Source organism: Streptomyces sp. NPDC013157, from assembly GCF_042899865.1.
GTDB lineage: Bacteria > Actinomycetota > Actinomycetes > Streptomycetales > Streptomycetaceae > Streptomyces.
Genome location: NZ_JBIBAK010000002.1, coordinates 871805 through 888896, shown reverse-complemented (window position 1 = coordinate 888896; position 17092 = coordinate 871805). Strand labels below are relative to the sequence as shown.

Here is a 17092-nt window from a genome sequence, read left to right as displayed (position 1 = left end):
CTCGGTCCCTCAGGCGAACGCGTTCACGCCCGTCAGCTCCGCCGACAGGTCCCACAGCCGGGCGGCCTGCTCCGGGTCGACGGCCCAGGCCTTCACTCCGGTCTGCTCGCCCTCCGCGGCGGGCTCGGCGATGTCGCAGTCCTCCAGGTACACCCCGCCCAGGTCCGCCAGCTGCGCGGAGGTGGCCGCCCAGGTCTGGGTGGCCGCGCCCTGCTCGGGTGTCTTCATGCCCGCGACCTCCAGCAGGTTGCCCTGCTCGTCCACCCAGCCGCGCTCGATCTTCTCCGCGAGGGGGATGTGCCGCTGGAGCGGGGTCATGATGCCGCCGGGGTGCAGGGCGAAGGCCCGCACGCCCGAGTCCCGGCCCAGCCGGTCGAGGTGCACGGCGAACAGTACGTTGGCGGTCTTGGCCTGGCCGTACGCCTCCCACTTGTCGTAGCCGTGCCGCCACTGGACGTCGTCCCAGCGCATGCCGGAGAAGTGGTGGGCGCGCGAGGAGACCGACACGACCCGGGCGCCGCCGGGCTCCAGGGCGGGCCAGAGCCGGTTGACGAGGGCGAAGTGCCCGAGGTGGTTGGTGGCGAACTGGGCTTCCCAGCCGGGCCCGACGCGGGTCTCCGGGCAGGCCATGATCCCCGCACTGTCGATCATGAAGTCGACGGTCCGCCCGGAGGCCAGGAACCGCTCCGCGAAGCCGCGCACGCTCTCCAGGTCGCCGAGGTCCAGTTCGTCCACCTCGACCCCGTCGAGGCCGGCCAGCGCCTCGCGTCCGGCCTCGACGCGCCGTGCGGGGACGACGACGTGGGCGCCGGCCTTGGTGAGGGCCCTGGTGGTTTCCAGTCCGATCCCGGAGTAACCGCCGGTGACGATCGCGAGCCGGCCGCCGAGGTCGAGTCCGGCCAGGACCTCGTCGGCGGTGCTGTCCGCGCCGAAGCCGGAACCGATCTTGTGCTGAGGTGTCGTAGCGCTCATGACCCGAACGCTACGAATGGGAGTGCGCTCGAAGTCAAGCGGGTGATCCCGGGGTGTCCGGAGCCGCCCCGAACAGGGGAAAGCCCCGGCCGCGACGGGGGATTCGCGGCCGGGGCGGCCAGGTGGTGGGCACGGATGGCGGTCGCCTCTCGGCGAAACGCTCCACAGGGCTTCAGCCGAACGATCGTCCCTGTGGGCAAAAGGTGAGGCCCGGGGACACTGTCCCATCCGCACCCACGGCTGGTTCAACGGACAACCACCCCAGGCTGTTCCGGCCCGGTACGTGATGCGCGTCACCCGGCCGTCACCCGGCGGAGAACGGGCTCTCCGCCAGCGAACCGAGCAGGTCGGCGGGGTCGGCGTAGATCTCCTCCGCCCCGGCGGCCACCAGGTCCGAGCGCGGGATCCCGCCGCACAGCACCCCCACACAGCGCACCCCGGCCTTGGTGCCCGCCCGCATGTCCCACACCGTGTCCCCGACGAACACCGCCCGGTCCGCCGGCACCCCGGCCAGCTCCAGGGCGTGTTCCACCGGCTCCGGCGCCGGTTTGCCCCGGGCCACGTCGTCAGCGCTCGCGGTGCCGGCGATCACGTCGTCGGCGTCGATCGCGCGGCGCAGCGCGGCCAGCTCGGGGCCGCTCGCCGAGGTGGCGAGCACCACCCGCCAGCCGTCCCGGTGCAGGCGCCGCAGCAGCTCGCCGGCGCCCGGCAGCGGTGCCAGCCGGTCGAAGAACTGCCCGTACAGCGCGGTGTGCGTGGCGTTGAGCTCGTCGTCCTGGCTCCGGTCGCGGTCCTCGCCGAGGAGATGGGCGATCAGGTCGCCGGAGCCGAGCCCGACGGAGTGGTGCACGGCGTTCATGGTGACCCGGTGACCGGCCTGCCTGAAGGCCTCCCACCAGGTGGTGACGTGCAGGTGGTTGGTGTCGACGAGCGTCCCGTCGACGTCGAACACGGCAGCCCGGTCCATCGCTCGGCGCCCCTTCCTGTCGTTCGGCCCCAGGCACCGGGTACCTCGTCAGACGCCGGTCACGCGCGCCGGAACCCGTCCCTCCCGGGTCCAGGCCAGCAGCTCCTGCGCGGACCAGGTGGTCACCACCCGGTCGGCGGGCACCGCGCACTCCTCGGCCCGGGCGCAGCCGAGGATCTGCCAGTCCAGCTGGCCGGGGGCGTGGGCGTCGGTGTCGATCGAGAACAGCACCCCGGCGGCGACGGCCCGGCGCAGCAGTCGGCGGGGCGGGTCGAGCCGCTCCGGGCGGCTGTTGATCTCCACGGCCGTGCCGGACTCGGCGCAGGCGGCGAACACCTCGTCCGCGTCGAACTCGGACTCCGGCCGCCCCCGCCCGGTGACCAGGCGGCCCGTGCAGTGGCCGAGGACGTCGGCGTGCGGATCGCGGACGGCCCTCACCATGCGCCGGGTCATCGAGCGGGCGTCCATCCGCAGCTTGGAGTGGACCGAGACGACGACCACGTCGAGCCGCTCCAGCAGCTCCGGATCCTGGTCCAGCGAGCCGTCCTCCAGGATGTCGCACTCGATGCCGGTGAGCAGCCGGAACGGCGCCCAGGAGGCGTTGAGCCGGGCCACCACGGCCAGCTGCTCGCGCAGCCGCTCCGGGGACAGCCCGCGCGCCACGGTGAGCCTGGGGGAGTGGTCGGTGAGCACCGCCCACTCGTGCCCGAGGGCCGCCGCCGTGCGGCCCATCTCCTCGATCGGGCTGCCCCCGTCGGACCAGTCCGAGTGCAGATGGCAGTCCCCGCGCAGCAGCTCCCGCAGCCCGGACCCGGGACCGGTCGCCGGTTCGGCCGTCTCCTCCTCAAGACCGCGCAAATATCCGGGCAAATCTCCGGCCAGCGATTCGAGGACCACCCGGGCCGTCTTCGGGCCCACACCGCGCAGCGATTCCAGGGTTCCGGCCCGGGCCCGCGCGGCGACCTCGTCGGCGGGCAGGGCGGCCAGGACCCTTGCGGCGGTGCGGAACGCACGCACCCGGTAGGTGGGTGCCCGCGACCGTTCCAGCAGGAAGGCGATGCGTTCCAGCGCCTCGACGGGGTCCATGGCCACCTCCACCGTCAGGGTGACTCAGGCCGGTCACTTCCGCCCGGGGAGATCTACCCTCGATTGCATGACCGAGATAGCGAGCCCGTACATCTCCCAGCCGCGGATCCTGGTGCTCGGGGTCATGACCGGCAAGCCCGGCACCCCGCCCTTCCGCATCGTGGAGATCGACGGAGAGGTGGTCTGCCAGGCGCGCACCGTCACGGACGTGCTGGAGGTTGCCGCGTCCTGCGGGATCCGGGTCCACGACCTGGACGACCCGGACGTGGTCCGCTGGGTGGGCGGGGACAAGTTCACCTGGACGCCCCGCCCGTCCCGCCGCTAGCGGGAGAGCGCTGCTCTCAGCCGACCGTCCACTTCTGGTTGGCGCCGCCCGAGCAGGTCCAGATCTGCAGCCGGGTGCCGTTGGCCGAGTTGTTGCCGGTGACGTCCAGGCACTTGTTCGCCTGGGGGTTCACGATGTCGTGCGCGGAGGAGACGGCCCACTTCTGGGCGGCGGTGCCGTTGCAGTCGTAGAGCTGGACGGCCGTGCCGTCCGCCGTGCCGCCGCCGGTGACGTCCAGGCACTTGCCGAGCGCGCGGACGGTGCCGTCGCTGCCGACGGTCCACTGCTGGGCGGCGGTGCCGTTGCAGTCGTAGAGCTGCACGGGCGTGCCGTTGGCGGTGTTCGCCCCGGCCACGTCCACGCACTTGCCGGCCAGGCCCTTGATCGCGACGCCGGTCGCGCTGTCGCTGGTCGTCACCGACACCGAGTCCACGACCAGCTGTGCCGGGAAGGCGGTGGAGCCGTCCGGGTCGCCCGGCCAGTAGCCGCCCACGGCCAGGTTCAGGATCAGGAAGAACGGCTTGTTGAACGCCCAGGTGTTGCCGCCCACGTCGGAGGGGGTGCGGGTCTCGTAGACGGTGCCGTCCACCGACCACTTGACCGAGTTGGGTGCCCAGTCGACCGCGAAGGTGTGGAAGCCGTCCGCGAAGGCCTGGCCGTTCGGCAGCGAGTAGGCCGCGCCTATCCCGTTGGAGCCGGAGTAGCCGGGGCCGTGGATGGTGCCGTGCACGGTCGACGGCTCGTAGCCGACGTTCTCCATCACGTCGATCTCACCGGAGTTCGGCCAGCCGACCGACCCGATGTCGGTGCCGAGCATCCAGAAGGCCGGCCACATGCCCTGCCCGCGCGGGATCTTCATCCGGGCCTCGACGTGCCCGTACTGGGCGCTGAACTTCCCGGAGGTGTTCATCCGGGCCGAGGTGTACTGGCAGGTGCCGTACCAGCACTGGTAGTTGGCGGGGTTCTCCTTCCTGGCCGTGATGACCAGGTGCCCCTGGCCGTCGAGGGCGGCGTTGCCGGTGCCCGAGGTGTAGTACTCGCGCTCGTGGTTGTTGACGTTGTCGCCGGTCTCCAGCGTCCACTTCGAGGAGTCGACGGGCGAACCGGCGGCCCCGTCGAAGGTGTCGGAGAAGGTCACGGCGGCCGCGCTCGCGTCGGCGGACGCGGACGCTGCCCGCGCGGGACCGACGGCGGCCGTCGCCACCAACGCGGCGGAGAGCGCTGCGAAGAGGCATCTGCGGAGCAATCGTGGGGAGGCCACGGCTCTTCCTTCCGTACGGCGGCCGGGCGCGGGGAGGCGGCCGGCCGGGGTGGGGGGGTGAAGGCGTCGCCTCTTGATTTAAGAGATGAGATAAGTAACCCGTCAATACCTTGGTACGGACCAGTATCGGACGGCGGGGCGGCCTCCCCGGGAGGCCGCCCCGCGGGTTACGCCTTGCGCTTGCGGGCGTGCACCGCGCGACCGAGCCGGCGGCCCAGCAGCAGCCAACCGACCAGCGCTCCCGTGGTGTTGAGGATGACGTCGTCCACGTCGAACGCCCGGCCCGTGACCAGCGCGCCCTGTGCCATCTCCACCAGCAGCATCACGACCGCGGTGAGCAGCAGCACCCGCAGCACGCCCCGGGCACCGGGCGCGAGGACCGGCACGAGGATCCCGAACGGGACGCCGAGCAGGACGTTCCCGCCGATCTGCTTCACGGCGTCACGGAACGCGGGCTGATCCAGATAGATCTTGAGGGTGGCGCCGGGATGCAGGTTGGTGTGGGCGATCGACACGGAGGCCGGGGACGGATCCAGGGTCAGATCGGCCAGCACGACGGCGAAGGCCACCATCGCGGCGAAGGCGCAGGCCATGGCCAGCAACCGCAGGGGGAGGGGGAGCGGGCGACGCTCGGTGCCGGTCCTGGCCGCGGACGTGCCCGCCTTGCCTGCGGAGCCCCCCGTTCCCGCTGCGCCCTCCCTGCCGGTCCCGGACTTCCTGGCGGCCGGCCCTGTCGCGCCGCCCGCCGCGCCGGAGCCGCGCAACCTGCCGAGGAAGCCCTTCTTCCCGGCAGCCGCAGGCTCGGCCGTGCCGCCCGGACCGGCGGCGCCGCCCGCAGCGCGGGAACCGCGCAACCTGCCGATGACGCCCTTCCTTCCGGCGTTCGCCGGCCCGGTGGAGCCGTCCCCCTTCGCGGCGGCGCCCGGCTGGTCGCCGCGGATGCCGACGACGCGTGCGGCCCTGCTCAACAGCCTCGCCCTCGTGCCGGTGTCCCCGTTCTTCTTCGTCTCCTCGGTGCTCTCGCCTTTGGTGATGCGCAGGCGCGAGGCGGCGCTGGCCATTGAGTCCTCCACTCTCCAACCTTGCGGCGTGGTAAGCCAGTTACCCCCGAAACGCGGGGCGATGCCGGAGCCCGGACGGCGACCGGAGCAGACCGCTGGTTTCCGGGTGCGCCCCCTGGGCACTCCGGGTGCGTTCCCGCGTGCCGCCGCTCCCGGCGACGGTCGCGATGCTTGGATGCACAAGCGGCGAAGAAGCGGCGAATCGGACATCGTGCCGCGCGACGACCGAGGAGGCGGCGTATGACCAGGCGTACGGCGCTCGGCGCCGCGGCCGAACTGCTGGCGTGGTGGGCCGTACTCGCCCTGCTCTGGCTGGTGTTCATCAGTACCGTCGACACCCTGGAGCGGATCGTCGGCGCGAGCGTGGCGGCGATCGGTGCGCTGGTGGCGCGGGCCGGCCGGCGGGCGGTGAACTGGCGGTGAACGGCTGGATCCTGGCGGCGACCGTGCTGCTGGCGGGGGGCGCGGGCACCGCGCTGTGGGGCGTGGCCACCGGCCCGCTGAGCCGCCGCGTGGTCGCCCAGAACCTCTCCACCTCGGTGGTCTGTGCGAGCCTGCTGCTGCTCGCCCAGGGCTACGACCGTACGTCCTACGTCGACCTCGGCCTGCTGCTGGCCGTGCTGGGCCCGGTCGGCACCCTCGTCTTCGCCCGGCTGCTCGCCGACGACCTGACGGACGACCAAGCTGCCGCCTGGGGCCTGACCTGGACGACGGTCGGGGTGGACGCGGCCGTCGTGGTCGCCCTGTGCGTGGCGGCCGGGCCGGGCCGGGCGATGGTGAAACTCCTGGTCGTCGGGGCGTTGCTGACCGGCGGGAACGTGGTCGCCTCCCGGGCGCTGTCCGGCGGCTTCCGGGGGGTGCGCGGTGGCTGACGCGGTGATCGTCGTGGCCCTGCTGCTCACCGCGGGAGCGGCGACCGCGGCCGTGGCGGTCCGGGACCCGGCCCGCCAGGCCCTGGTGCTGTCGCTGCTCGGCCTGTTCCTCGGCGTCGTCTTCACCGTGCTCCAGGCCCCCGACGTCGGCCTCTCCCAGCTCGCCGTCGGCTCCGCCCTGACCCCGCTGCTGATCATGCTGTCGGTGCGCAAGGTGCGACGACGCGGGAAGGAAGGCGAGAAGTGAGCCGCTCCTTCAGGCTCCGGGTGCTGGCGATCGGCGGTGCGGGCGTGGCGGCGCTGCTGGTCGCGGCCTGCTTCGACCTGCCCGGCTTCGGCGGCACCCGCCACCCCTACGGCGACCGTGCCGTGCGCGCCTCCCTCGCCCGGCACACCGCCAACGTCATCTCCTCCGTCAACTTCGACCAGCGTGCCTACGACACCCTGGGCGAGATGAGCATCCTCTTCGCCGCCGTCCTCGGCTGCGTGGTCCTGCTCCGCCAGAACCGGGACGAACACCGGGATCGCCCGCAGCCCACCGAAGTGGCGCTGCCGGTCCGCCGATATGCCCTGCTGGTGCTCCCCGTCGCCCTGGTCACCGGCCTGTACGTCATCGCGCACGGCCAGCTCAGCCCCGGCGGCGGCTTCCAGGGCGGGGTCGTCGCCGCGACCGCCCTGCACCTGCTGTACCTCGGCGCCGACTACGGCGCCCTCGAACGCGTCCGCCCGATCGGCGTCTTCGAGGTCACCGACTCCCTCGCGGCCTGCTCCTACCTGGTCCTCGGCCTCGCCGGGGTGCTGGCCGGCACCGCCTTCCTCGCCAACACCCTGCTGCCGTACGGCACCTTCAACACGCTGTCCTCCGGCGGCCTGGTCCCCCTGCTGAACGCGGCCATCGGTATGGAGGTGGCGAGCGCGGTCGTGGTCCTGCTCGCCCGCTTCCTCGACCAGGCCGTCGAGATCGAGGAGGAGAACGGGAGTTGAGCCCGCAGTGACGCACTCCGTGATGCACGTCTTCCCCTATCTGGTCGCCGTCTGGATCTTCCTGACGGGCTGTTACGGCCTGGCCACCAGCCGGAACCTGATCCACGCCGTCGGCTGTCTGGCCGTCGTCCAGTCGTCGACGTACGTCCTGCTGCTCGCCGTCGGTTATCGCGACGGCGGCACCGCACCTGTCTTCTCCGACCTGAAGCCGGGCACCCGGCCGCTGGTCGACCCGGTCGTGCAGGCTCTCGCCCTCACCGACGTGGTCGTGGGGGCGACCGTCACCGCGCTGCTGCTCGCGCTCGTCCTCCAGGTCGCCAAGCGGCACGGCACGGTCGACCCCGACGAACTGACGGAGCTGCGCGGCTGATGCACCACCTGCTTCCGCTGCTCGCGGCCGGCCCCCTGCTCGCCGCCACCCTGCTGGTGGCCGCCGGCCGCCGGCTGCCCAGGGTCGTCGCCGAGAGCTTCGCCTGCGCGGTCAGCGCGGGCACCTGCGCCCTCGCCCTGGTCCTGCTGCTGAACTGCTCGCCCCCGATGACCGAGTGGGTGGGCGGCTGGCGGCCGGTCCACGGGGAGAGCGTCGGGATCCTGGTCATCGGGGACGGACCGGCCCTCGGCATGGCCGCCCTGGTCTCCCTGCTGACGCTGGCCGCCCTGGCCTACTCCTGGCGCTACTTCGCGGAGCCGCCGAGTCGGCACGCGGGTTCGTACCCGGCGTTGATGCTGGTCTTCCAGGCCGGGATGTGCGGGTTCGCGATCGCGGGCGACCTGTTCAACGCCTTCGTGTTCTTCGAGCTGATGAGCGTCGTCGCCTACGCGCTGACCGGCTACCGCATCGACGAGGCGAAGGCCGTGCAGGGCGCGCTCACCTTCGGCGTGGTCAACTCCCTGGGCGCGTACGCCATGCTGCTGGGGATCGGCCTGCTGTACGCCCGCACCGGCGAACTGTCCATGTCGGAGATCGGCCGTGGTCTGGACGCCCACGGCCGCCCGGACGCCCTGGTCCTCGCCGCCTTCGTGCTGGTCCTCACCGCGCTGCTGGTCAAGGCCGCCGCCGCCCCCTTCCACTTCTGGCTCCCCGACGCCCACGCGGTGGCGCCCACCCCGGTCTGCATGCTGCTGTCCGGGGTCATGGTCGAACTCGGCGCCTACGGCGTCTGGCGGGTGTACGGCACGGTCTTCGCCGGACCCGGCGGCATCCCGGCGGCGGGCCTGGAGCGGGCGCTGGTCGTCCTCGGGGTGTGCACCGCCGCGCTCGGCGCGTTCATGTGCTGGCACCAGCGGCACATCAAGCGGCTGCTCGCCTTCTCCACCATCGCGCACACCGGCCTGTTCCTCGTCGGCCTGGGTGTCCTCACCCCGGAGGGCGACGCCGGGGTCGCCCTGTACCTCCTCGGGCACGCCGGGGTGAAGGCGGCCCTGTTCGCCTGTGCGGGCATTCTCCTGGACCGCTACGGCAACGTCGACGAACGCGCGCTGCACGGCCGGGCCAGGGAACTGCGCACGGTGGGTGTGCTGTTCGGGCTCGGCGGGCTGGCGCTCGCGGGACTGCCGCCGTTCGGCACCGGGCTCGGCAAGTCGGTCGCCGAGGAGGCGGTGGGCTCCCCGCTGACCGTGCTCTACGTCGTCGTGTCGGCGGTGACGGCGGGGGCGGTGCTGCGTGTCGCGGCCCGGGTGTTCCTCGGCCTCGGTGCCAGGCCGCCGCGGGGTGACACCTATGAGACCACCGGGTCCGGGGAGGAGCCCGAGACCGAGGGCCGGCTCGGCCGGATCCCGGACACGATGACCGTCGTCCCCGCGGTGCTGCTGGCCGGGGCCCTCGCCGTCGGCCTCGCCCCGGGCTTCGCCGGGGTGGTGGCCCGTGCCGTGACCCGGGCCGGTTCCGGCGGTGCCCCGGCCGCCGCGCACTGGACGGCGACCGGGGTCCTGCTGGGCTGCCTCTCCACCCTCCTGGCCCTCGGCCTGGCCGCGCTCGCGGTCACCCGGCCCGGCCTGCTCGTGGCGAAGGGCCTGGCGCTGCCGGTACGCCGCCTGCAGTCCGGGCACGTCGGGGACTACGTGGCCTGGCTGCTGGTCGGCGCCGCCGCGCTCGGGGCACTGGCGGCGCCGGGGGTGCTGGGCGGTTGATCACCCGGCGTGGGTCAGACCGTCCCGTAGGACACGTGCACCTCCGTGAAACCGAGGGAGTGCAGCAGCCCCTCCAGCATGTCGGTGGTGTTGGTCTCGGCCCGGGTGGTCAGCCCGCTGTCCTTGGCCGCGGTGTCGATGTGCTTCACGGCCAGCTTCTGCACCGCCTGCTCGCTGTTGGGGTTGTCGGAGAACAGGTCGCCGAGCCGGTCGAGCAGGCCGCGCTGCTTGGACACGGCGTAGGAGTGGTCGGGGTCCAGCGTCGCCTTGCCGAGCTGGGCGTGCGGCAGCCGGATGGTGGCCTCGGTGCGGTCGGCGTTGACCGTCACGTCCTTCTGGGCGATCTTGCCGAGGTCGACGTAGGAGTCGACGGTGCCCGCGCCGACGTACAGGGTGCGGGTGCCGCGGATCGCGCTGGGCAGGTACTTGGCGTCCTTCTCCAGGTCCACGACGACCTGGAAGTTGCCGGAGGCCGCGTCGTAACGGCTCATGTCCTGGATGGACTTGAGCAGCGCCGGGCCGGTGTTGTCGCGGGTCTCCGTGCCGAACAGGTCCTTGATCCCGGGCAGCACCGCCAGTTTGATCCCGGCGAACAGCACCACGAGCACCAGCACCAGCGCGGTGACCAGTTTCGCCCAGCCGGGTATGCGCCGGGGCCGGGCCGTGACGGGAGCCTCCTGAGTGGAGCTCGCCTTGCTCTCCTTGGTGGAACTCGCCATGTGACGGTCCTCCTTTCCAAGGACACGAATGCCCGCCAACAGCCCTGCCAGACCGCGTTGTCGGCCGATTGAGACAGCTGAGGCAGGACTGATACACGCGGTGCCGAAACGTGGCCGACGGCCGCCCGCGACCAGCGAGCCCGAAGGCGGGTCAGGCGCCCGCGACCAGCGAGCCCGAAGGCGGGTCAGGCGCCCGCGGCCAGCTCCGCGATCCGGCGTGCCGACGCCGAACCCGGGTCCGCGGTGACCAGGACGACCTCCTGGTCGTCCTCCGGCACCAGCAGGACGTCGCAGTTCAGCCGCAGCCGCCCCAGCTCCGGATGGTCGAGGACCTTGGTGCGGTGTCCGGGGGCGTGTACCGGATGGGTCGCCCAGATCCGCCGGAAGTCCTTGCTTCCCGCGCGCAACTCACCCAGCAGCACGCCGAGTTGAGCGTCGTGCGGATAGCGTTCGGCGGCCCGCCGCAGCCGGGCCACCACGATGTGCCCGGTCTCCTCGGCACTGGAGCTCTCGTGCATCCGCCCCTGGTCGAGGAAGCGCCGCCGCGCCAGGTTGGTCGTGCCGTGGCCGAGATCGCCGCCGAACAGCAGCTGGGCGAGGGGGTTCCAGGCCACCAGACCGTAGGCCGCGTCGGTGACGATCGCGGCGGTGTCGGGAAGCCGCTCCAGCAGGCGGGCCACGTGCGGTCGTACCCGCCGTACCGCCGCGCTGCCGGGCGGCGGCGCGGCCGAGCTGGCCAGCCGGAAGAGGTGGCTGCGCTCGGCGGGGGCCAGCCGCAGCGCCCCGGCCAGGGCGTCCAGGACGCGCGGGGAGGGGCGGGGGCCGCGGGCCTGCTCGAGCCGGATGTAGTAGTCGACCGACATGTGGGCGAGCTCGGCGACCTCCTCGCGGCGCAGCCCGGGGGTGCGGCGGTCGGTGCCCGGCGGCAGGCCCACCGTCTGCGGGCGCAGTCCTGCCCGGCGCTCGCGCAGGAAGCGGGCCAGTTCCTGCCTCGCCATGCCGCCGTCCTCTCCTCGGTCCGCCTGGTACAGGTGGTCCCTGGCAGGGCGGACGCGGCCGGGGGACCGTGGCTGACATGAACGATCGCACAGCACTCGTCACCGGTGCCAACAAAGGCATCGGCTTCCACATCGCCAGGCTGCTGGCCGAGGAGGGCTGCCAGGTCCACGTCGGGTCCCGGGATGCCGAGCGCGGCGCGCGGGCCGTGGCGGAGATCGGCGCGAACGCACGGCTCCTGGTGCTCGACGTCACGGACCCCGGCAGCGTCGAGCGGGCGGCTACCGACGTGGACCGCCTCGACGTCCTGGTCAACAACGCGGGTGTCCAGCCGGTGACCGGCACCCCCTCGGAGACCGGCGTCGAGGACTTCCGGCGGACGTACGAGGCCAACGTCTTCGGCGTCGTCGCCGTCACCAACGCCTTCCTCCCCGCCCTGCGCCGCTCCGCCCACCCGCGCGTCGTGAACGTCACCAGCGGTACCGCGTCCCTCGCCTGGAGTACTCGGCCCAACCCGCAGTTCGCCGAGGGCGTCCCCAGGTCCGCCGCCTACCGCTCGTCCAAGACCGCGCTGAACGCGCTGACCGTCCTGTACGCCCAGGAGCTGGCCGAGGCCGGATTCAAGGTGAACGCCCTGGCCCCGGGGCGGCGGGCCACCGACCTGGTGCCCGGCGCGGCCGTCGGCGGCGGCGATCCGGCCGAGGGCGCGCGGGGTGCCGTACGGCTGGCGCTGCTGCCCGACGACGGCCCCACCGGCCGGTTCTTCTCCTGGGACGGCACACCCGTGCCGTGGTGAGAGCGGCACGGTCCGTAGCATGAGCCCGTAGCCCGTATTGATCATGCGAGGAGCGGATCGTGCGAGACATCGCCGTCTTCAGCGGCAGCGCCCACCCCGAGCTGGCCGAGGAGGTCTGCGCGCACCTCGGGGTGCCGCTCAGCCCGACGCGGGTCAGCCGGTTCGCCAACGACTGCCTGGAGGTGCAGCTCCAGGCCAACTGCCGGGAGCGGGACGTCTTCCTGATCCAGCCGCTGGTCCGGCCGGTGCAGGAGCACCTGGTGGAACTGCTGCTGATGTGCGACGCGGCCCGCGGTGCCTCCGCGGGCCGGATCACCGTCGTCATGCCGCACTACTCCTACGCCCGCTCCGACAAGAAGGACGCCCCGCGCATCTCGCTCGGCGGCCGCCTGGTCGCCGACCTCCTGGTGGCCGCCGGTGCGAGCCGGGTCCTCGCCATGACCCTGCACGCCCCGCAGGTGCACGGCTTCTTCTCGGTGCCGGTCGACCACCTGCACGCGCTGCGCGAGCTGGCGGCGCACTTCCGGCGGTACGACCTGTCGCGCACCACCGTCGTCTCGCCCGACCTCGGCAACGCCAAGGAGGCCGCCGCCTTCGCCCGGCTGATCGGCGCCCAGGTGGCGGCCGGCGCCAAGCAGCGCTACCCGGACGACCGGGTCACCATCAGCTCGGTGATCGGCGAGGTGGCCGACCGGGACGTCATCGTGCTCGACGACGAGATCGCCAAGGGCAGCACCGTCGTCGAACTGCTCGAGAAGATCCGGGAGTTGGGTCCGCCGCGGTCGATCCGGATCGCCTGCACCCACGGCCTGTTCGCGGCCGGGGCGCTCAAGCGGCTGAGCGAGCAGCCCGACGTGCTGGAGATCGTCTGCACCAACACCGTGCCGGTGCCCGCCGAGGAGCACACCGACAAGCTGCGGATCCTGTCCATCGCCCCGGCGCTGGCGGAGGCCGTACGCCGTATTCACAACGGTGAGTCCGTGAGCGCCCTGTTCGACGAGCCGCGCAACCTCTAGACAGGAAGGAGGAGTTGTAGCGCTGAACCGCGCTCGGCGGCACCGACGCGATCAGGAGGCCCCCAGTGGCGAAGGCCAGGTTCGAGCGGACGAAACCACATGTGAACATCGGCACCATCGGGCACATCGACCACGGCAAGACGACACTCACCGCGGCCATCACCAAGGTGCTGCACGACAAGTTCCCCCAGCTCAACCCCTTCACGCCGTTCGACCAGATCGACAAGGCGCCCGAGGAGCGCCAGCGCGGCATCACCATCTCCATCGCGCACGTCGAGTACCAGACCGAACGCCGGCACTACGCGCACGTCGACTGCCCCGGCCACGCCGACTACATCAAGAACATGATCACCGGGGCCGCCCAGATGGACGGGGCGATCCTGGTGGTGGCCGCCACCGACGGGCCGATGCCGCAGACCAAGGAACACGTGCTGCTGGCCCGTCAGGTGGGCGTGCCGTACATCGTCGTCGCCCTCAACAAGACCGACATGGTCGACGACGAGGAGATCCTGGAACTGGTGGAGCTGGAGGTGCGCGAGCTGCTCACCGAGTACGAGTTCCCCGGCGACGACGTCCCGGTGGTCAAGGTCTCCGCGCTCAGGGCCCTGGAGGGCGACCCGCAGTGGACCGCGGCGCTCCTCGAACTCCTCGACGCCGTCGACGAGTTCGTGCCCGAGCCGGTGCGGGACGTGGACCGGCCGTTCCTGATGCCCGTCGAGGACGTCTTCACCATCACCGGCCGCGGGACCGTCGTCACCGGCCGGATCGAGCGCGGTGTGCTGCGGGTCAACAGCGAGGTCGAGATCATCGGCATCCACCCGCAGAAGACGCGGACCACGGTCACCGGCGTCGAGATGTTCAGGAAGCTGCTCGACGAGGGCCGGGCCGGGGAGAACGTCGGCCTGCTGCTGCGCGGGATCAAGCGCGACGACGTCGAGCGCGGCCAGGCCGTCATCAAACCCGGATCGGTCACCCCGCACGTGGAGTTCGAGGCCCGCGCCTACATCCTCTCCAAGGACGAGGGCGGCCGGCACACCCCGTTCTTCGAGAACTACCGTCCCCAGTTCTACTTCCGCACCACCGACGTGACCGGCGTCGTCACCCTGCCTCCGGGCACCGAGATGGTGATGCCGGGCGACAACACCACCGTGCACGTCCGGCTGATCCAGCCGATCGCGATGGAGGAGGGCCTGAAGTTCGCGATCCGCGAGGGCGGGCGGACCGTCGGCGCCGGTCAGGTCACGAGGATCCTCAAGTAGCCGTTGCCGCAGGGCGGCTGTCACAAGGTGCCGGACGTGGCCTCGGGCTGGCCCAGGGCCGCGTCCAGCGTCGCCCGCGGCGGCAGCAGACGCGACAGCCCGGTCACCTTCAGCACCCGCAGGGTCAGCGGGTGGGTGCAGACCAGCTGAAGCTGTCCGCCGCGCTCCAGCACCCGGCCGCGTGCCCGGTACAGCAGCCGCAGCCCCGAGCAGTCGAAGAACTCGACGGGCAGCAGGTCGATCACCACCCGGGCGTTCTCCTGGGCGGTCACCCGGTCCAGGTGGGGCGCGATCTCCGTCGCCGCCGCGATGTCGATCTCGCCCCGCAGCTCCAGCACCGTGTGGCCCCGGTCCTGGTGGACGCGCAGGTGCCGGGAGAGCGGCGCGGGATCCTGCCGGGGTTCCTGGCGCACGACGACATCACCTCCCACCCCTGCCGGTTCAATTCCGTTCCCCGCACTGCAAGTTACCCTCGATGGAGGGAATTTGAGCATGTTCGATTGACATATGTCTGCTGCTTCGGCTCGCCATTTTCTGTGGCGTGCGCGACAGTCGGCGAACGGGCACGTGGCAGCGGTGCCACGCGACGGGCGGAGCGAGCCGGGAGCGGGGGCGGGGAGAGGGCGGGGACGGCGGGCTAGGAGAGCGCGTGCCACGCCTTGCTCAGTGCCTGGCGGAACTGCTCCTCCTGGTGCGCGGTGAGCTCGCGGACCATCCGCTCCTCCAGCTCCCGTACCGGCCCGGCGACCCCGGTGAGCAGTGAGCGCCCGGCGTCGGTCAGCAGGATCAGCAGCTCGCGCCGGTTGCGCGGATTGCGCTCCCGCCGGATCAGCCCACGCGTCTCCAGGGACCGCACGAGGTCGGCCATCGACTGCGCGGTGACGAACGAGTCCCGTGCCAACTGGGCCGCCGACAGGCCGTCGTGGCGCTCCAGGACGGTCAGGGCCGTGTACTGCAGCGCGGTGATCCCGGCGGGCTTCACCAGCTCGTCGAGGTGTGAGCGCACCACCAGCTCCACCTGCTTGACCATGTACAGCAGCGAGGGGCGTGTCTTTGTACCGACCATGCGTTCACCCTAGACCATTGACAGGAATCCTGTCTGTAATGAGACTGCGGACCAACAGGAATCCTGTTTGTTGAAGGCTTAGCGATCGACGCTGGGAGTGGGCAATGACGACCACCTTCGAGACCGGACCGGGGCAGCTGTTCATCGGCGGACAGTGGCGGGAGGCCGCCGACGGGGCCCGGACGGAGGTGACCGACCCGGCCACCGGCCAGGTGATCACCACCGTCGCGGAGGCCGGCGCCGCCGACGTCGACGCCGCCGTCCGCGCCGCCCGCGAGACCTTCGACGCGGGGGAGTGGGCGGGACTCAGCGGCCGGGAGCGCGGCCGCGTGCTGCACCGCGTCGCCGAGCTGATCCGGGAGAACGCCGAGGAGATATCCGCCCTGGAGAGTCTGGACGTCGGCAAGCCCATCACTCTCGCCCGGGCCGTCGACGTCACCAACGCGGCCAACGACTACGAGCACGTCGCGGCCCTCGCCCACTCGCTGGACGGCGCCGTCCGCGACGTACCGATGAACGCCCTCGCCTACACCCGGCGCGAGGCGATCGGCGTGGTCGCCGCCATCACCCCCTTCAACTTCCCTCTCATCCTCGCCGGTTCGAAGCTCGGCCCGGCTCTCGCCGCCGGCAACACGGTCGTCCACAAGCCCGCCGACGAGACCCCGCTCAGCGCCCTGTACATGGCCCGCCTGTTCAAGGAGGCGGGCGTCCCCGACGGGGTGGTGAACGTCGTCACCGGCGCCGGACCGGTCGCGGGCGAGGCCCTGCTGCGCCACCCGGGCGTCGACAAGGTCGCCTTCACCGGCTCCACCGCCGTCGGCCGGCACGTCGCGAGCGCGGCGGGGGAGGCGCTCAAGCCCGTCACCATGGAACTCGGCGGCAACGCGGCCCACCTGGTCTTCGAGGACGCCGACCTGGAGAAGGCCGTCGGCGCGGTCATCAAGGCCTTCGTCTTCAACACCGGCCAGTTCTGCATGGGCGGCCCCCGCCTCCTGGTCGCCCGCCCCGTCTACGCCACCCTGCTCGGCATCCTCGCCGAGGCCGTCCCCGGCGTCCCGGTCGGCGACCCGCGCGACCCGGCCGTCGTGGTCGGGCCGATGGCGGGGGAGAAGCACCTGCGCAAGGTCGAGGAGTACGTCGACCTCGCCCGCAAGGAGGGCGGCCGCATCGTCTGCGGCGGCGAACGCCTCGACCTGAACGGCGGCTACTACTACCGGCCGACCGTCCTCGCCGACCTGCCGAACGACTCCCGGGTGATCCAGGACGAGATCTTCGGCCCGGTCCTCACCGTGCAGCCCTTCGACTCCGAGGACGAGGCCGTCGCGCTCGCCAACTCCACCCCGTACGGCCTCGCCTCGGGCATCCAGACCGGCAGCCTGGCCCGCGCGCACCGCGTCGCAGCCCGCCTCCAGGCCGGGATCGTCTGGGTCAACGACTGGGCGATGCTCGACCCCGCCGTCCCCTTCGGCGGCGTCAAGGCCTCCGGATTCGGCCGCGAGTACGGCCCCGAGGCGCTCGCCGCGTACACCAAGGTCAAGTCCGTCGTCGTCTCGCTCGACTGAGCCCCGCAGACCAGGAGTTC

20 protein-coding genes are annotated in these 17092 nt (G+C 72.2%); 11 read left to right on the top strand and 9 right to left on the bottom strand.

Annotated elements, in window-relative coordinates:
- Positions 1–9 precede the first annotated feature (9 nt).
- From ACFY6U_RS09380 to ACFY6U_RS09370, 3 genes are all read right to left on the bottom strand, one after another.
- Complete coding sequence (locus ACFY6U_RS09380) at positions 10–972, bottom strand: SDR family NAD(P)-dependent oxidoreductase (protein WP_390036243.1); 963 nt, start codon at positions 970–972, stop codon at positions 10–12.
- Positions 973–1276: 304 nt separating this feature from the next.
- Positions 1277–1939, bottom strand: a complete 663-nt coding sequence (locus ACFY6U_RS09375) for an HAD family hydrolase (protein ID WP_390036241.1) — start codon at positions 1937–1939, stop codon at positions 1277–1279.
- A 48-nt stretch (positions 1940–1987) separates the two neighbouring features.
- A complete protein-coding gene (locus tag ACFY6U_RS09370) occupies positions 1988–3025 on the bottom strand; it encodes a PHP domain-containing protein (RefSeq protein WP_390036239.1) in 1038 nt (345 codons plus the stop codon).
- Positions 3026–3092: 67 nt separating this feature from the next.
- Between ACFY6U_RS09370 and ACFY6U_RS09365 the strand changes: the two genes are divergently transcribed.
- Positions 3093–3350, top strand: coding sequence for a hypothetical protein (locus ACFY6U_RS09365; RefSeq protein WP_351486610.1), 258 nt, complete (start codon positions 3093–3095; stop codon positions 3348–3350).
- 16 nt (positions 3351–3366) lie between these two features.
- On the opposite strand, the gene ACFY6U_RS09360 is transcribed toward ACFY6U_RS09365, so the two are convergent.
- Together ACFY6U_RS09360 and ACFY6U_RS09355 are read right to left on the bottom strand one after the other, a co-directional pair.
- A complete protein-coding gene (locus ACFY6U_RS09360; RefSeq protein ID WP_390036237.1) occupies positions 3367–4611 on the bottom strand; it encodes a ricin-type beta-trefoil lectin domain protein in 1245 nt (414 codons plus the stop codon).
- 167 nt (positions 4612–4778) lie between these two features.
- Positions 4779–5375: a VanZ family protein gene (locus ACFY6U_RS09355; RefSeq protein ID WP_390036563.1), complete on the bottom strand. Its 597-nt coding sequence runs from the start codon at positions 5373–5375 to the stop codon at positions 4779–4781.
- Positions 5376–5912: 537 nt separating this feature from the next.
- On the opposite strand from ACFY6U_RS09355, the gene ACFY6U_RS09350 reads away from it, so the two are divergent.
- From ACFY6U_RS09350 to ACFY6U_RS09325, 6 genes are read left to right on the top strand one after another with little or no spacing between them, the layout of a single operon-like run.
- Positions 5913–6095: a hypothetical protein gene (locus ACFY6U_RS09350; RefSeq protein WP_390036235.1), complete on the top strand. Its 183-nt coding sequence runs from the start codon at positions 5913–5915 to the stop codon at positions 6093–6095.
- Positions 6092–6544, top strand: a complete 453-nt coding sequence (locus tag ACFY6U_RS09345) for a monovalent cation/H+ antiporter complex subunit F (RefSeq protein ID WP_390036233.1) — start codon at positions 6092–6094, stop codon at positions 6542–6544. The genes ACFY6U_RS09350 and ACFY6U_RS09345 overlap by 4 nt, the downstream gene beginning before the upstream one ends.
- Positions 6537–6791: a hydrogenase subunit MbhD domain-containing protein gene (locus ACFY6U_RS09340; protein WP_360241351.1), complete on the top strand. Its 255-nt coding sequence runs from the start codon at positions 6537–6539 to the stop codon at positions 6789–6791. The genes ACFY6U_RS09345 and ACFY6U_RS09340 overlap by 8 nt, the downstream gene beginning before the upstream one ends.
- Positions 6788–7528, top strand: a complete 741-nt coding sequence (locus ACFY6U_RS09335; protein ID WP_390036231.1) for an MnhB domain-containing protein — start codon at positions 6788–6790, stop codon at positions 7526–7528. The genes ACFY6U_RS09340 and ACFY6U_RS09335 overlap by 4 nt, the downstream gene beginning before the upstream one ends.
- Before the next feature lie 22 nt (positions 7529–7550).
- Entirely contained in the window at positions 7551–7898 is a 348-nt protein-coding gene (locus tag ACFY6U_RS09330; RefSeq protein WP_390036561.1) for a sodium:proton antiporter, read from the top strand.
- Entirely contained in the window at positions 7898–9658 is a 1761-nt protein-coding gene (locus ACFY6U_RS09325; RefSeq protein ID WP_390036229.1) for a complex I subunit 5 family protein, read from the top strand. The genes ACFY6U_RS09330 and ACFY6U_RS09325 overlap by 1 nt, the downstream gene beginning before the upstream one ends.
- A gap of 14 nt (positions 9659–9672) precedes the next feature.
- On the opposite strand, the gene ACFY6U_RS09320 is transcribed toward ACFY6U_RS09325, so the two are convergent.
- Complete coding sequence (locus tag ACFY6U_RS09320) at positions 9673–10377, bottom strand: DUF4230 domain-containing protein (protein WP_390036227.1); 705 nt, start codon at positions 10375–10377, stop codon at positions 9673–9675.
- A 185-nt stretch (positions 10378–10562) separates the two neighbouring features.
- Positions 10563–11375 (bottom strand): helix-turn-helix transcriptional regulator, encoded by an 813-nt coding sequence (locus ACFY6U_RS09315; RefSeq protein ID WP_390036225.1) that lies wholly within the window; start codon positions 11373–11375, stop codon positions 10563–10565.
- 77 nt (positions 11376–11452) lie between these two features.
- Between ACFY6U_RS09315 and ACFY6U_RS09310 the strand changes: the two genes are divergently transcribed.
- From ACFY6U_RS09310 to tuf, 3 genes are all read left to right on the top strand, one after another.
- Positions 11453–12169 carry an SDR family oxidoreductase gene (locus ACFY6U_RS09310; RefSeq protein ID WP_390036223.1) on the top strand — a complete coding sequence of 239 codons (717 nt, stop codon included), beginning with the start codon at positions 11453–11455 and terminating at the stop codon, positions 12167–12169.
- Between the two features lie 59 nt (positions 12170–12228).
- Positions 12229–13185, top strand: coding sequence for a ribose-phosphate diphosphokinase (locus tag ACFY6U_RS09305; protein WP_390036221.1), 957 nt, complete (start codon positions 12229–12231; stop codon positions 13183–13185).
- Between the two features lie 65 nt (positions 13186–13250).
- Positions 13251–14444 (top strand): elongation factor Tu, encoded by a 1194-nt coding sequence (gene tuf, locus ACFY6U_RS09300; protein ID WP_390036219.1) that lies wholly within the window; start codon positions 13251–13253, stop codon positions 14442–14444.
- A gap of 20 nt (positions 14445–14464) precedes the next feature.
- On the opposite strand, the gene ACFY6U_RS09295 is transcribed toward tuf, so the two are convergent.
- A complete protein-coding gene (locus tag ACFY6U_RS09295; protein ID WP_351486589.1) occupies positions 14465–14857 on the bottom strand; it encodes an anti-sigma factor antagonist in 393 nt (130 codons plus the stop codon).
- A gap of 224 nt (positions 14858–15081) precedes the next feature.
- Positions 15082–15510 carry a MarR family winged helix-turn-helix transcriptional regulator gene (locus tag ACFY6U_RS09290; protein WP_390036217.1) on the bottom strand — a complete coding sequence of 143 codons (429 nt, stop codon included), beginning with the start codon at positions 15508–15510 and terminating at the stop codon, positions 15082–15084.
- Between the two features lie 104 nt (positions 15511–15614).
- Between ACFY6U_RS09290 and ACFY6U_RS09285 the strand changes: the two genes are divergently transcribed.
- Complete coding sequence (locus ACFY6U_RS09285; RefSeq protein WP_390036215.1) at positions 15615–17072, top strand: aldehyde dehydrogenase family protein; 1458 nt, start codon at positions 15615–15617, stop codon at positions 17070–17072.
- The last annotated feature ends 20 nt before the right edge of the window (positions 17073–17092 follow it).